The 15227-nt window shown below is 72.4% G+C and carries 12 protein-coding genes; 6 read left to right on the top strand and 6 right to left on the bottom strand.

All coding sequences use genetic code 11. The annotated features are described in order from the left end of the window. Nucleotides 1-25: 25 nt before the first annotated feature. Complete coding sequence (locus ACTJKO_RS05355; RefSeq protein ID WP_440686439.1) at nt 26-259, top strand: PLDc N-terminal domain-containing protein; 234 nt, start codon at nt 26-28, stop codon at nt 257-259. Between the two features lie 5 nt (nt 260-264). Further along, a complete protein-coding gene (locus ACTJKO_RS05350) occupies nt 265-537 on the top strand; it encodes a hypothetical protein (protein ID WP_440686437.1) in 273 nt (90 codons plus the stop codon). 157 nt (nt 538-694) lie between these two features. Here the strand turns inward: ACTJKO_RS05350 and ACTJKO_RS05345 are convergent, their stop codons facing one another. Then, nucleotides 695-1705 (bottom strand): LacI family DNA-binding transcriptional regulator, encoded by a 1011-nt coding sequence (locus ACTJKO_RS05345; RefSeq protein ID WP_440686435.1) that lies wholly within the window; start codon nt 1703-1705, stop codon nt 695-697. Between the two features lie 135 nt (nt 1706-1840). Between ACTJKO_RS05345 and ACTJKO_RS05340 the strand changes: the two genes are divergently transcribed. Continuing rightward, nucleotides 1841-7735, top strand: a complete 5895-nt coding sequence (locus ACTJKO_RS05340; protein WP_440686575.1) for a GH92 family glycosyl hydrolase — start codon at nt 1841-1843, stop codon at nt 7733-7735. A gap of 86 nt (nt 7736-7821) precedes the next feature. Here ACTJKO_RS05340 and ACTJKO_RS05335 read toward each other — a convergent pair whose 3' ends face one another. From ACTJKO_RS05335 to ACTJKO_RS05325, 3 genes are all read right to left on the bottom strand, one after another. Further along, a complete protein-coding gene (locus ACTJKO_RS05335; RefSeq protein WP_440686433.1) occupies nt 7822-8007 on the bottom strand; it encodes a hypothetical protein in 186 nt (61 codons plus the stop codon). 41 nt (nt 8008-8048) lie between these two features. Next, nucleotides 8049-9659, bottom strand: a complete 1611-nt coding sequence (locus ACTJKO_RS05330; RefSeq protein ID WP_440686431.1) for a phospholipase D family protein — start codon at nt 9657-9659, stop codon at nt 8049-8051. Nucleotides 9660-9727: 68 nt separating this feature from the next. Then, nucleotides 9728-10411, bottom strand: coding sequence for an NUDIX hydrolase (locus tag ACTJKO_RS05325; protein ID WP_440686429.1), 684 nt, complete (start codon nt 10409-10411; stop codon nt 9728-9730). Between the two features lie 175 nt (nt 10412-10586). Between ACTJKO_RS05325 and ACTJKO_RS05320 the strand changes: the two genes are divergently transcribed. Together ACTJKO_RS05320 and ACTJKO_RS05315 are read left to right on the top strand one after the other, a co-directional pair. Continuing rightward, the gene (locus ACTJKO_RS05320; protein ID WP_440686427.1) at nt 10587-10730 is read left to right on the top strand and encodes a hypothetical protein; all 144 of its coding nucleotides are present in this window, start codon (nt 10587-10589) and stop codon (nt 10728-10730) included. 53 nt (nt 10731-10783) lie between these two features. Further along, on the top strand, nt 10784-11914 hold the full coding sequence (locus ACTJKO_RS05315) for an MFS transporter (protein WP_440686573.1): 1131 nt from the start codon (nt 10784-10786) through the stop codon (nt 11912-11914). Nucleotides 11915-12031: 117 nt separating this feature from the next. On the opposite strand, the gene ACTJKO_RS05310 is transcribed toward ACTJKO_RS05315, so the two are convergent. Further along, nucleotides 12032-12757 (bottom strand): SDR family oxidoreductase, encoded by a 726-nt coding sequence (locus ACTJKO_RS05310; protein ID WP_440686425.1) that lies wholly within the window; start codon nt 12755-12757, stop codon nt 12032-12034. A 93-nt stretch (nt 12758-12850) separates the two neighbouring features. On the opposite strand from ACTJKO_RS05310, the gene ACTJKO_RS05305 reads away from it, so the two are divergent. Next, nucleotides 12851-13729, top strand: a complete 879-nt coding sequence (locus ACTJKO_RS05305) for a LysR family transcriptional regulator (protein WP_440686423.1) — start codon at nt 12851-12853, stop codon at nt 13727-13729. A gap of 48 nt (nt 13730-13777) precedes the next feature. Here the strand turns inward: ACTJKO_RS05305 and ACTJKO_RS05300 are convergent, their stop codons facing one another. After that, nucleotides 13778-15115 carry a flavin monoamine oxidase family protein gene (locus ACTJKO_RS05300; protein WP_440686421.1) on the bottom strand — a complete coding sequence of 446 codons (1338 nt, stop codon included), beginning with the start codon at nt 15113-15115 and terminating at the stop codon, nt 13778-13780. Nucleotides 15116-15227: the final 112 nt, after the last annotated feature.

The following is a 15227-nucleotide window of genomic DNA, read 5'->3' as shown; positions in this document are numbered from 1 at the left end:
GACCGCTCGACGATCGGAGGACGACGTGTTCGAGAACCTCGCAGGTGCACACCTCCTGGTCATCCTGGTGGTCGTCGCGCTGGACGTGCTCGCGCTCGTGCAGGTGTGGCGGGACCGCCGCCGGAGCGACGTCGTCAAGGTGGTCTGGACGGTGCTCATCCTCGCCCTGCCGATGGTCGGCATCGTCGGGTGGGCCGTGAACTGGCTGCTGGGTCGCGCTGCCGACCGGCTGCAGCGCTCCGGCGACGGCGGGGCGTAGAGGCGGTGTCCTCCCGGCTCCGACGCCAGGCCCCGGCCGTCGTCCTCGCCCTGCTCGCGGCGTGTGCGGTCGTGGTCGCGCTGGTGGCCGACCACGCGGCGTGGCCGTTGGCGCCGGCGTTCCCGTGGCACAGCGGCGACTACGCGTACGTGGCCACGACGACCCGGTGGGAGCTCGCGCAGGCGGCGAGGACGATCGCGTGGGGATCGGCGGTCCTCGCGGGCCTGCTGGTACTCGCCTCGTCGGCCGCGGCCGCGGCTCGGCGTCGACGCGCCTGAGCCCACGGCGGGGGTCCCGACGGGGTGTGCGGGTGCCGGACGGGAGGCGCGGTTCCCGCCCGGTGAGGAGCCCCCGGTCGTCCTCGTGCCCCGTCGGTCAGCGCCGGTCGCCCCCGTCAGGACGCGGTCGTGACCGGCGCCCCGCTGGGCTGCCGGGTCAGGACGCGGTCGTCACCGGTGCCCCGCTGGAGCGCCGCACCACCAGCCGGACCGGCAGCACGTGGTGCCGGGCGGGCGCGTCGTCCCCGCCGATCCGGGCCAGGAGCTCCTCCGCGCCCACCCGACCCATCTCGTCCGGGTCGTGCGCGACCACCGTGATCCCGAGGACGTCGGCCAGGTCGAAGTCGTCGAACCCGACCAGGGCGGGCGCGTCCGGGCGTCCCGCGAGGACCCCGAGCGCTCCGGTGGTGATGCGGTTGTTCGTGGTGACGATCGCCGTCGGCGGGTCCGCCTCGGCGAGGAGCGACGTCGTCGCCTCGGCTGCCGCTCGGACGTCGTGGGAGCCGCTGCGGACGTACCGTTCCCAGTCACCACCGACGGCCTGGCGCATCACGTCGCGGAAGCCGTCGATGCGCTCGCGGTGCGTGGAGAGCCGGCTGAGGTCGCCGACGAGGCCGATGCGCCGGTGCCCGCGTTCGAGCAGGTGCCCGACCGCCTGGCGCATGCCGTCCGCGTTGTCGAGCACCACGGTGTCGGCGTCGACGTCGGTGGGCGCGCGGTCGAGGAACACGACGGGCGTGCCGCGTCGGCGTTCCTCGTCGAGCTGCGCGTGGTCGTCGTCGGCGGAGACCACGAGCAGGCCGCTGACACGCCGGTCGACGAGCTGCGTGACGAGAGTGCGTTCGCGGGCGGGTTCCTCGTCGTTCGAGGCCGAGAGCAAGCTGTACCCGGGGTCGCGGAGCGCGTGCTCGGCGCCGCGGGCGATGCGCGAGTAGAAGGGGTTCGCGACGTCTCCGGTGATCAGCCCGATGGTCGCGGAACGGGCACCGGCGCGGAACTCCCGGGCGAGCGCGTTCGGGCGGAACCCGAGTTCCTCGGCGGCGGCGAGCACCCGCGCGGCGGTGTCGGCGGCGACGTACCGCTCCCCGTTGACGACACGGGAGACGGTCTTCATGCTGACCCCGGACCGCTCGGCGACCGCTTGCAGGGTCGGGCGTGGGTTGCTCACACCGCCATCGTACGGTTGTCCGGAATCCTCAGGACCTCTTGACACTGTTCACACGGAACGGATAGAAACAGCGGGTGTGACAACGCTGTCATGGTCGACGCGGCGTCACCTCCTCCTCCATCCCGAAAGGTGACGATGACGTCATTCGGCTCCCGGCGCGGCCGGGCCATGCACGAGATCAGGAGCGCGTTCGGCGGGTTCGCCACGCGCGCGACCGCGGTCGTGGTCGGCGCGGCGATCGCCTCGTCCGGCGCCCTGGTCGCAGCGGCACCCGCGCACGCTGCTCCCTCCGCCTTCACCACCTCGTTCGAGAGCGGCGACGCACAGCCTCTCGCGAACACCCCGCTCACCCCGTCCACGACGGTGACCGGTTCGACGCTCCCCGTCGGCAGTCTCCTCGGACACGTGACGAACGTCACTGCCGACGCGGAGAACCCGCCGAACGAGGTCGCCGCCAACCTCGCCGACGGCAACGCCGGGTCGAAGTGGCTGGCGTTCCAGCCCACCGGCGTGATCACGTACCAGCTCGACCAGGCCGAGACGCTCCGGAAGTACTCGCTCACGAGTGCGAACGACTCGCCCGGTCGCGACCCGGCGGCGTGGACGCTCGCCGGATCGGACGACGGATCGACGTGGACGACGGTGGACACGCAGTCCGGGCAGGCGTTCTCCGGCCGGGGGAAGACGAACGACTACACGGCCGCGACGCCCGGTTCGTACTCGCAGTACCGGCTGACCATCACGAAGAACAGCGGTGACGGACTCACGCAGCTCGCCGACTGGAGCATCTCCGACGGCTCGACGACCCCGCCGCCGCCCAGCCCGATGGTGACGCAGGTCGGCAACGGACCCGTCTCGGGCTACAACATCCGCTCGACGGTCGGGTTCAGCGGGACGAAGGCGCTCCGCTACTCCGGTGCCCACGTCACCACGGGCGAGGCCAGCGCCACCAACGTGCTGTACGACGACGTGTCACTGCCGATCACCGCCGACACGGAGCTCAGCTACAAGCTCTTCCCGGAGCTCGGCGGCGACACGACGTACCCGCCCACCTACGCCGCCGTCGACCTGCAGCTCTCCGACGGCTCCCTCGTGTCGGCCGACCCGGAGGTCACCGACGAGAACGGCAACCGGGTGTCCGCGAAGGCGCTCGGTGACGCGAAGGTGTTCTTCGCCGACCAGTGGAACTCCATCCGGATCCCGCTCGGCGCCCTCGCCGGCAAGACGGTCACCAAGGTGCTGTTCACGTACGACGACGACGCCGCGGGCACCAGCGCCGCGACGAAGTTCCAGGGGTGGGTCGATGACATCCGCATCGACCCGGCCGCCGAACGCATCGACGGCAGCAGCCTCACGAACTACGTGGACACCCGCCGCGGGACGAACTCGTCCGGCAGCTTCTCGCGGGGCAACAACATCCCCGCAGCGGCCGTGCCGAACGGGTTCAACTTCTGGACCCCGATGACGAACGCGTCGAGCGAGTCGTGGGAGTACTCGTGGCAGTCGGACAACAACGGCGCCAACCTCCCGCAACTGCAGGCGCTCGGCGTCTCCCACGAGCCGAGCCCCTGGATGGGTGACCGCGACCAACTCGCGATCATGCCGTCGAACTCCGGATCGACCCCGAACGCATCCCTCTCGGCACGCGCCCTGGCGTTCGACCACAACGACGAGGTGGCCCGACCGGACCTCTACTCGGTGAAGACCCAGTCCGGGCTCGTCGCCGAGGTGACGCCGAGCGACCACGGCGCCGTCCTCCGGTTCGCGTTCCCGCAGGACAGCGGCAGCGTCGTCTTCGACAACGTCGGCTCGGACGAGAAGACGTCGGTCACGGTGGGATCGGACGGCGAGGTCTCCGGCTGGACCCAGGGCGGCTCCGGCCTCTCCGTCGGTGCCACCCGGATGTTCTTCACCGGCACGTTCGACCACGCACCGACGACGACCGGCACCGCGGCGGGCGACCGCAGCAGCGCCCGGTACGCGTCGTTCACCGGACTGACCGGCGACCACGTCGTCGAACTCCGGCTCGCGACCTCGTTCATCTCGCTCGACCAGGCACGGCACAACGCCGCCCTCGAGCTCACCGGCAAGACGTTCGACCAGGTGCAGCAGGCCGCGGCCTCACAGTGGAACGACCGGCTCGGCGTCGTCACGGTGCCGCAGTCGGCAGCGAGCGACTCGCAGCTGCAGGCCCTCTACGGCTCGCTCTACCGGATGAACCTCTACCCGAACTCGCAGTTCGAGAACACCGGTTCCGCCGGGTCGCCCGTCTACCGGCACGCCAGCCCGAACGTGACCCCGACCGGCACCGCGACGGACACGACCACGAACGCCGTCGTCAAGGACGGCAAGGTGTACGTCAACAACGGGTTCTGGGACACGTACCGCACCGTGTGGCCGCTCTACTCGATGCTCTACCCGAAGGTGGCGCAGGAGCTCGTCGACGGGTTCGTGCAGCAGTACCGCGACGGCGGGTGGACGCCGCGGTGGTCGTCCCCGGGCTACGCCGACCTCATGACGGGCACCAGCTCGGACGTGGCGTTCGCGAACGCCTACGTCGACGGCGCGGTGGACACGAAGACGGCCCTCGACGCGTTCGACGCCGGGTTCCAGAACGCCACCACCGTGTCGAACGTCTCCGGAGCCGGTCGCAAGGCGCTCGACCAGTCCGCCTTCCTCGGGTACGTCCCCGACTCGCTCGGCGAGAGCGTCTCGTGGGGTCTCGAGGGCACGATCAACGACTACGGTCTCGCGAAGATGGCCGAGAAGCTCGCGACCGACCCGGCCACGCCGGCGGACCGCGTCGACGAGCTCAAGGCCGACGCTGCGTACCTCGCCGACCGCTCGAAGGACTACGTCAACCTGTTCGACGCCGACGCCGGGTTCTTCCAGGGGCGCGACGCGAACGGTTCCTTCCAGGTCGCCGCGAAGGACTTCGACCCCGCCGAGTGGGGTGGTGCCTTCACCGAGAGCGACGGGTGGAACTTCGCCTTCCACGCGCCCTTCGACGTGCAGGGCCTGGCAGGGCTGTACGGCGGTGACGACCAGCTCATCGCCAAGCTCAAGGAGTTCTACGCCACCCCGGAGACGGCCGAGGACGTCGGCTCGTACGGCGGCCAGATCCACGAGATGCTCGAGGCGCGCTCGGTCCGGATCGGGCAGCTCGGCATGAGCAACCAGGTCTCGCACCACATCCCGTACATCGCCGCCGCAGCCGGGGATCCGTCCCTCACGCAGCAGGTCGTCCGGGAGAGCACGCGGCGCCTGTTCGTCGGCAGTGACATCGGGCAGGGCTACACCGGCGACGAGGACAACGGCGAGATGTCGTCGTGGTTCGTGTTCTCCGCGCTCGGCTTCTACCCGCTGGCGCAGGGCTCCGGCCAGTACACGATCGGGTCCCCGCTGTTCTCGAAGGCGACCGTCCACCTCGACGGCGGTGACCTGCAGATCGACGCGGCGGGCAACAGCGCGTCGAACGTGTACGTCCAGTCGGCCTCGTTGAACGGGAAGCCGCTCGACCGCGCAGTGGTGTCGCAGGCCGACATCGCGAAGGGCGGCTCGCTCGACTTCACCATGGGGTCGCAGCCGTCCACGTGGGGCAACGGGAAGACGCAGGGCGCCGACGGGCTCGACACCCCTGCCGAGGCACCGAAGCCCCTCGTCGACGCGACGACCACCGGGTACGGCGAGACGACGAGCGACGACGGCACCGCCACCGGCGCGCTGACCGACGACGAGTCCCTCACCGCGACGACCTTCGGCACCGCCACCCCGGCGATCACCTGGAAGTCGGCGCAGGGGCCGGTGACCGTGGACCAGTACACGCTCACGACCGCCTCCAGCGGCACCCGACCGACGTCGTGGAAGCTCGAGGGCTCCAGCGACGGCACCACGTGGGTCCCGCTGTCCACGGTGCCGAAGGCAGGCTTCACCGCACCCCTGCAGACCCGTCCGTTCACGATCGCGCACCCGGCCGCCCTGTCGTACTACCGACTCTCGGTGACCGGCACGGACACCGGGAAGGCGCCGAGCATCGGTGAGTTCGAACTGCTCGCCGACAGCGGAGCCACGACCGCCGCGTTCTCGGTCACCGCGACGCCGGGACTCACGGCCGAGGTCGGGAAGCCCTTCACCGGGAACCTCGCGGCGATCACCGGGCCGGGCACCTCGGCGTCCGACTACACGGTGACGGTCGACTGGCAGGACGGCGCGGGGCCGAAGGCGGTGACGCCGACGAAGTCGGCGCTCGGCGCGTGGGAGGTCCCCGGCGACCACGTGTTCGCCACCGCCGGTGCGCACACGGTCCACGTCGTCGTCCGCTCCGGCACGGCGATGGCGAGCACCGACGTGCCGGTGATGGTCTCGCGGACCGCACCGAGCCTCCAGGGCGCCTTCGACAACGTCTGCCTGGGTGACCCGGGCCAGGCGGGGAACTGCGACTTCGAGGGCCGCGGGTTCTCGCGGTCGGCGCTCGCCGCCGACGGCTTCGTCCAGGGGCGGTCCAACGCGGTCCCCGGTACGGACCTGACGTTCGACCTGCCGGCGGTCACCCCGGGTGACCCCGACAACGCCACGAACGACGGGCAGACCATCCCCGTGCCGACCGGCACCGGCATCACCGAGCTGTCGCTCGTCGGCACCGCCAACGAGCGCGGGCAGCAGCTGCAGGGCACCGTCACCTACGCGGACGGCAGCACCGACGTGCTCCCGATCGCGTTCGGCGACTGGACCGCCTCGGTGGCCGCACCGCAGTTCGGTGACACGCTCGTCGCGACGAGCGACCACCGCACCGTGGGCGTGAACGGGTCGGACACCACGAAGGCGGGCATCTTCGCCACACCGGTGTTCACGGTCCCGGCGGGCAAGCAGGCGGTCTCGATCACCCTGCCCGCAGCGGTCGGCACCCCGACCGGCCAGGGTCGCATCCACGTCTTCGCGATCGCCACGAACGGCACCCGCGTGCCCGTGGCACCGCTCGCGGCGACGCCGGGCGCGACGCTGACGGGGACCGCCGGCAAGCAGGTCACCGGCACCCTCGCGACCGCGACGGGAGGCGCGATCGGCACCGGCACCACGACCGCCACGGTCAACTGGGGTGACGGCACGCCGCTCGAGCAGGCCACGGTGACCGTCGCGAACGGCACCGCGACCGTCACCGGGAAGCACACCTACACGGCGGCCGGCAAGGTCACCGCGGTGGTGACGGTCGACGACAGCACGGGGAGCGCCAGCGTGCGCACCCCGGTCGAGATCGCCGCGGCGCCGGTCTGGCACACGTCGCTCACGACCTCCGCGGGGTCCGGTGTCCGGCCTGGAGGCGCGGTGCACGTCACCGGCGCCGGCTTCGCCCACGGCGAGTCGGTCGCGGTCAGCCTGGACGGCTCCGCCGTGCGGGTGCCGGTGACGGCGGACGCGTCCGGTCGGCTCGCGTTCGACGTGCGGGCGCCGGGCCGACCCGGGAACCACGCGGTGTCCGCGCTCGGTGCGCAGTCGCAGACCGTCGCCAGCGCCACGTTCCGGGTCGTCACGCCCGGCTCCGGCGGCGGCCACGGTGGCGGCACCGGTGGTGGTCACGGGCACTGGTCGCCCGAGTTCCACCTGCTGGCGGCCTCCGGCACCGAGGGCACCGTCGTCGGCTTCAGCGGCAGCGGCTTCGCGGCGGGCGAGCACGTGGGCCTGACGCTGCACAGCACGCCGATCGCCCTCGGGACGGCCACGGCGAACGCCGACGGGATCGTCTCCGGCACCTTCGCCGTGCCGACGGCGGCCACCCCCGGCGTGCACGAGGTCGTCGCGCTCGGCACCAGCTCGGACGTCGCCGTGACCGCGGCGTTCCGGGTGCTGGCCCGGCCCGCGGCCGACGCCGGTCGGGCACCTGCCGACCCGGGCAGCTGGGACGGCCTGGCGTACACCGGCAGTGACGTGGACCCGGTCCGCTGGGGCCTCGTCGCCGGGGTGCTCGTCGCGGCCGGCGCGGCGCTCGCCGGGGCGGTCGTGGTCGTCCGGCGTCGTCGGAGCCGGCTCGGGTAGTCGGGAAGCCCGAGCCGACACGGGCCGGGGGAACGGGGCGCCGGGCGTCCCGTCCTCCCGGCCCGTCGGTGCGTCGCGGGTGGCCGCTACAGCAGGTGTCCGCCGCTCGCGACCTGGATCGTGACGACGGCCGCCAGGAACACGACCACCACGCCGACGAGGGTCGCGAGCGCGGCGGGCCAGCCACGGCGACGGCGACGGCGCCGTACGACCGTCCAGCAGGACCCGAGGACCAGGACGACGAGCGTGGCCGCCGGGTGCCCCCAGACCACCGGTGAGGCCGCTCGCGGATGGCAACCCGCGGGCGGGGCGGTCAGAACCGGGTCGAGCCGCGCGACCGGTGTGGTCGACCGTCGGGATCCACCGCGAGCCGCGCCAGCGGGCGCGCCCACAGACGCTGGAGCGCCGAGACCGGCTCCGGCTCGTGCTGCCGGACCCTGCCCGCCGGCCGAGGCCCGTGCTGACCGTCCTCGTACCAGTGGTCGAGCGCCCGGGCCTGTGACCGCCACCGGGCGAGGAGTTCCGCGCCCGTGCCGTCGAGCCGTTCGTCGTCGGTCGTCGTCGCCAGGTGCTCGGCCCAGAGCTCGTGGCGCAGGTCCCGCGCCAGGGAGCCGTCACCGTCCGACGTGTCCACCACGGCGCAGGTGAGCTCGCTGTCGGAGGTCCACGACCGGCGGTTGAAGTTGTCCGAGCCGATCGTGAACCACTCGTCGTCCACGATGCAGACCTTCGCGTGGATGTAGATCGGTCGGCCGGACTCGTGCTCGAGGTCGAAGACGCCCACCCGGTCGGGGGCGGTCCGACGGAGGGTCCGGATCGCCTCGATCTGTCCCAGGCGCGCGGGCGGCCCACCGAGGGCATCGTCCGAGTTCGGGTACCGCGGCACGAGCACGATCACGCGGAGGTCCCGGTTCCGCTCGAGTGCCTCCGCGATGCCGCTCGCGACCTCCCGTGACCAGAGGTACTGGTCCTCGATGTACAGCAGGGACCGGGCGCGGCCGAACGCCTTCGCGTAGGCCCGGGCGATGCTTCGCTCACCCTCGGGTGCGAACGGGAACGGCGGGTGCTTCACGCCGTAGGTGCGCAGGAGCTGGACGGCGTGGTCACCGGCGGGCGGGGGCGGCGGGGTGCGCTCCGGCAGCGGCTCCGGGCGACGCGGCATGTGCGCGAGACGCTGCAGGAGCATCCGGTACGGCAGGCTCCGGTCGAGCGGGTGCGGGTCGTCCCACCGCTCCGCGAACACCGCGAGGACGTCGGCCACCACCGGTCCGCGCAGTTCCGTCGACGCGTCGTGCCAGGCCGGGCGCTTCCCGTAGCGGGCGTCGATCGACACCGGCTGCGGGTCGCCGTGGTGGTCGGCGTCGTCCCGACGGCTGTGGCACAGGTCGATGCCGCCGACGAAGGCCACGTCGCGGGACGGGTCGTCGCGGTGCTGGATGACGAAGAACTTCTGGTGGTGCGACCCGAACATGCGGACCCGCTGGTCGAGGAGCACCTCGCCGCCGGCGTCGTTGATCTTCCGGCCGAGCAGTTCGTTCGACCGGGCGCTGATCGATGCCGAGACCCGTTCGCCGTGTGAGCGCCAGATGAGTCCGCGCACCTCGACGCCCGCGCGGGCACGGTCGGCGAGCAGGTCCCCGATCGTCGGGCCGTCCGGCAGCATCCGTTCGTCGGCGTCGCCCCGCCAGTCGGTGAACCACACCCGGTCGCCGGGGCCGAGCGCGGACAGTTCGGCGTGGATGCGGTCGAAGTAGGGAGCGCCGTGGACCAACGGGCGGACGAGGTTGCCCTCGGACCACGCGAGGGCGTTGGTGGCCGCGGCGGCATCGGAGCTGCCCGCCGCACGCGCGCCGGAGTGCACGTCGGTAGCGAGGTTGCCTCGCTCGTCCCGCGAGAGGAACCAGTCACGGGGTCCGGTGCGCACACCCGAACAGTACGGGACAGCGCCGCTGTCGGGTACGCGGTGTCCGTCCTCGCCGGTCGAGCACGTCGTCAGGGACGGCGGCCGGGCAGCGGGAGCACACGCTCCCGGTCCCACGGTTCCGCCCAACCGAGGCGCTCGAACAGGGCGTCGAGCAGCATCGCGGTGAACCCCCAGGCGACGTGCGTCCCGGCGCCGGTGTCGATGGTGAACGCCGGTCCGCGCCACTCCCGACCGTCGCGGCGGACCACCGTCACGCCACGGTGCGCGGGGTCGACCAGGTCGGCCACCGGTGCGCGGAAGACGTCGGCCGATTCCGCTTCGTCCACGACCCGCACCGGGGAGGAGGCGCGCCACCACCCGAGCACGGGCGTGACGAGGTGTCGTGAGAACGCGAGCGGCACCGGTTCGAGCGCTCCGAGGACGTCCACGCCCGCGGGGTCCAGCCCGGTCTCCTCGTTCGCTTCGCGGAGCGCTGCGGCGACCGCGTCCGCGTCCCCCGGGTCGATCCGTCCGCCGGGGAACGCGACCTCGCCGGGGTGGGCGCGGAGCGTCGTGGCGCGGGCGAGCAGCAGGACGTCGAGGTCCCGCGTCACGGGGGCGCCCGTAGCCCGTGCGGCGGGGACGCCGTCGAGCGGCCCGAACAGGATGAGGACCGCGGCGCGACGCGATGCCGCGGGCACCGACGAGTTCGGCACGAGCGAGGGGGCGCCGGGGCGGACGAGCGCCAACAACTCCTCGCGCGCTGTGTCCACGGACTCAGCCTAGGCGCCGCGCTGCGGGGTTCCCCGTCGCTCGCCGGATCGCGCCGCTGGAGGGACTCCCGAACAAAACCTTTCGCGAGTCGGTTTCTGCTGCTACAGTCCCGATCACCTACCAGCACTAGGTATTCAGTGGGCACTGGCGCCCCCGATGGCTCGAGGAGGAGTCATGTCGACACCGACGTCGGACGAAGAACGCGGCATCGCATCCACGGCATCGCCGGAGAGCACCGCAGCCGCGGCGTTCACGGCCGAGGGCATCACGCAGCCCGTCGCCACGCAGAAGGTCACGGGTGGCTACCTCTGGGGCTGAGCCTCGCGCAGTTCGGTCTGTTCGCCGCCCTGCTCACCCCGGTGTTCGTGAGCATGTCGCTCAAGGCGTCCCAGATCAACCCGGCGCACCCCGAGGTGGTCGTCGGCGCCGTGCTCCCGATCGGCGCGTTCGGTGCACTCCTGGCGAACCCGCTCGCCGGTGCGCTGTCCGACCGGACCCGCACCCGCTGGGGTCGGCGTCGCCCCTGGATGGTCGGCGGCCTGGTCGTCTTCGTCGCCGCCCTCGTGTGGCTCGCCGTCGCGGACGACCAGCTCCAGTTGACGCTCGGCTGGCTCGTCGCGCAGGTGTCGGCGAACGCGGTCCTCGCGACGCTCACGGCGTCGTTCGCGGACAACGTCCCCGAGTTCCAGCGTGGCAAGGCATCGAGCGTCATCGCCCTCGCGCAGAACGTCGCGATCCTCGCGGGCATCTACCTCGCCGTGTACCTGGTCGGCAACATCCCGGTGCTGTTCATCGCCCCGGGCGTCCTGGCGATCGTCCTCATCCTGGTCTACTGCGTCGTCGCGAAGGACGAGCTGCCGACCTACCGGCTCAAGAAGTTCACCTGGCTCAACCTCGTCTCGTCGTTCTGGACCAACCCGATCACGAACCCGGACTTCGGTTTCGCCTGGTGGGGCCGCTTCCTCATCACCTTCGGCACGTTCATGTTCACGACGTACCGGCTCCTGTACATGCAGAAGCACCTCGGCCTGGAGGAGGGGGCAGCCGTCTCGGCCGTCGCGTTCGGTGTGCTCCTGTACACGATCGCGCTCATGGCCGCGGCCGCCGTCTCCGGGTGGGCGTCGGACCGCATCGCGCGTCGGAAGGTCTTCGTCTGGAGCTCGACCCTGCTCACCGCCGTCGGCCTCGTCATCCTCGCGCACGCCGACTCCGTCGGGACCTTCTACGTCGCTGAGGTCATCATGGGCTTCGCGTACGGCGTCTACACCGCGATCGACACCGCCCTGGTGGTCGACGTCCTGCCGAACGCCGACCGCCCGGGCAAGGACCTCGGCGTGATCAACATCGCCAACGCGCTGCCGCAGTCGCTCGCCCCGGCGGTCGGCCTCTGGCTGCTCGGCGTCGGCGGCACGGGTGAGAACTACACGCTCATGCTCTGGGGCGCCGGCATCGCGGTGGTCTTCGGCGCGCTCGCGGTCCTCCCGATCAAGTCGGTGCGGTAGCGCGGACGGGTGCCACCGGCCGCCCGGCCGTCGGTGGCCGGACCGGGGCCGGACTGGAGGCGCTGCGCACGTGGGCAGGGCGCGGAACGTGTGCAGGGCCTCCAGTCCGGTCCGTCGTCACCAGGGAACGACGCCCGCGTCCTCGAAGAAGCCGCCTCGGGGACCGTCGTCCGGCAACGTGGCCAGTCGGACGGCGGTCGCCGCGCCCTGCGTCGCCGTCCGGTCGCCCGCGAAGCCGTTGAAGTCCGTCGCGACCAGTCCCGGGCACGCCGCGTTGATGATGACCGGCGTGTCCTCGAACGCCCGTGCGTACTGCGTCGTGATCCCGTTGAGGAACGTCTTCGAGGGGGAGTAGGCGGCCATGATCGGACCGGGCTGCCGTCCGAGCGAACCCATGCTGCTCGACGCGTTCACGATGCGCGGCGCGGGGGAGCGCCGGAGCAGCGGGAGCATCGCGTTCGTCACCCGGACCACGCCGTAGACGTTCACGTCGACGACCTCGCGGACCACGTCGAGGTCGAGCGTCGTCGGGTCCTGCGTCCAGGTCACGGGGTCGAACGGGCCGGAGATGCCGGCGTTGTTCACGAGCACGTCGAGCCGCCCGAACCGCGCCTCGACGTCGGTCGCGGCCGCCGCGACGCTCGCGTCGTCCGTCACGTCGATCCGCACCCCGTGGGCGTCGACGCCCGATGCGCGCAGCCGTTCGACGGCGGCGTCACGGCTCGCGTCGTTCCGCGCCCCCACGAGCACCCGCATCCCGCGAGCACCGAGGCCCTCGGCGATCGCGTACCCGATTCCCTTGTTCGCGCCGGTCACCAGCGCGGTCGTCACGTCGTTCTCCATGGGTCGATCGTCCGTCCGGCAACCGGACGGCGTCCAACACCGATCGGGTCCGCGGTGATACCGCTCCGGCATCACCGGACGTATGGTCCTGGTGTGGACGACGTCGAGACCCGTGAGCTGCGCTACTTCGTCGCCGTCGCGGAGGAACTGCACTTCGGACGCGCGGCGCTCCGGCTCGGCATGGCGCAGCCGCCGTTGTCGCGGGCGATCCGGCAGCTCGAGGAGCGGATCGGGGTGCGGTTGTTCGACCGGGACCGTCGCGGCGTCCGCCTCACGCCGGCGGGGGCGACGCTGCTCCGCGACGCACCGGCCGCACTCGACGGCGTCCGGGCGGCGGTGCGCCGAGCCCGTCGTGCCGGAGCGCCCGTCCGGCGCCTCGTGCTCGCGACGAAGGCGGGTTCGTCGCACGAGTTCCTGCAGGCCCTGCTCGACGCGCACGCGGCCGAGGACGGCAGCACCCCGATCGACGTCGAGCTCTGCGAGATCGGCGAACAAGCGGGGCTGCTGCTCGACGGCACGGCCGACGTCGCCGTGATGCACCGGCCCTTCGACGACTTCGCCGGCATCGAGTCCGTCGACCTGTACTCCGAACCGCAGGTCGCGATCGTGCCGGCGGTGCACCCGCTCGCTCGCCGGCGGTCCCTGACGATGGCGGAGGTCTCGTCGGTGCCGGACCTGCCGATGGCACGGTGGCCGCTCGCCGACTGGACCTACCCGCCGGGGCCGGGTCCGGAGGTCCACTCCCAGGCCCAGCTGGCGCAGCTCGTCGCGCTCGGCCGCACGCTGCTCGTCATCCCCCGGTCGAGCCGCGCGTGGCAGTGGCCCGAGCACGTCGCGGTACCGGTGCTCGACGCGCCCATCGCGACGACGGTCCTCGGATGGCCGGCGGGACGGTCGACGCCCGCCGTCGAGCGGCTCGTCGAGACCGGCCTGCGGATCAGTGACGTGACGGCGACCGCGACGAGCGCCTGACCGCGTCGCCACGGCGTCCGTGCAGCGATCACCAGCGAGCGCAGCCGTTCAGTCGTGGCCCGGGTCTGCCCAGAGCCGTTCGACCGGCACGTCCCGTCCGAGCACCGCGACGGCCGCCCGGTGACCGGAGGAGAGCGCGCCCGCCACCGTCGCCGGGTCGTCGGTCCACGTCGCCTCGCCCGCCAGGTGCACCCGGCCACCGATCGGACGCGCGAGGTCGTCGTGGTCCCTCGTCGTCGACCCCGGCAGCATGTGCGCGTAGGACCCGCGCGACCAGGGGTCGTCCTGCCACGCGGTCACCGTCACCGAGGTCGGGGCGCCCACCCGCGCGCCGAACAGCCGCCGCAACTGCTCGAGCACGGACCGGGCGACCTCGTCGTTGCTCCACCCGCGGATCGCCCGCGCCGCGGGTCCGGCCGCGAACGTGAGCAGGGTGGGCACGCCGTCGAGCCGCGTCAGGTCGTACCACGAGTGCCACCACCGCCCCTCGGGCCCGAGCTGCCGGACGGCGTAGACGTCGTCGCCCCAGAACCGCTCGGGGAAGCGCAGGACGACCTTCTCGAAGGCGTTCATGCGGAGCCGCCCGAGCGCCGCACGGTGTCGTGCGGGCAGCGGCGGGTCGAAGGCGAGGACGCCGGAGTGCAGGACCCCGACCGGCACGGTGACGATCACGGAGGCCGCGCGGAACGGTCCGCGGTCGCTCGTCGCGGTCACGCCGTCGTCGTCGTGGCGGACGGACCGGACGACGTGCTCGAGTCGGACGTCCAGCCCGGTGGCCAGGTGTGCGGGCAGCGCGTCGTACCCGTCCGGGAACACGACCTCGTCACCGTCGATCGTGTCGTCGTCGAGCCCGTGCGCCGCGAGCTCGTCACCGGGCACCCCGTACTGCTCCTCGCTCCGGTGCTCGAGGTGCTCGCGGACCCGTTCGGCCCGCTCGGCGCTCCAGCCCTGCTCCGAGAGGACCCGCTCGACCACGTCGCGGTACGTGTCGGACGCCCCCGATCGTTCGATTGCCCCCACGAGCGCCCGGTCGACCGTGTGCACGTCGGCCGCGAACCGCCGGACGGCGTCGTCGTCGAGGCGTGCACCGTCCGGGCCGTGGTACGCGATCGGCCGGCCGTCGACCTGGTAGCCGCCGACGGTGAACTCGACGGTGCGCATGCCGAACGCCCGGGCAGCGTCGGCGACCGCGCTGCCGTCGATCCCGTGGATCCACGACGCCCCGAGGTCCACCGCGTGTCCGTCGCTCCGGTCCGTGTGGACACGTCCGCCGATGCGGTCCCGGGCCTCGAGCACGACGACGCGACGCCCCGCATCGGTGAGCAGTCGCGCCGCGGTGAGTCCGGCGACTCCTGCTCCGATGACGACGACGTCGGTCACCTCCATGCTGGTGCTCCTCTCGGGACTCGATCAAGATTGACACAGACAGGTGCGGAAAGCGTCGTCTGGGGATAGTTTCAGTGCGCGTATCCACGGTGATGTGGAGCGACGGCGACGG

It is taken from the genome of Curtobacterium sp. 22159 (assembly GCF_052045775.1).
GTDB lineage: Bacteria > Actinomycetota > Actinomycetes > Actinomycetales > Microbacteriaceae > Curtobacterium.
This window is presented reverse-complemented; position numbering and strand designations above follow the sequence as displayed.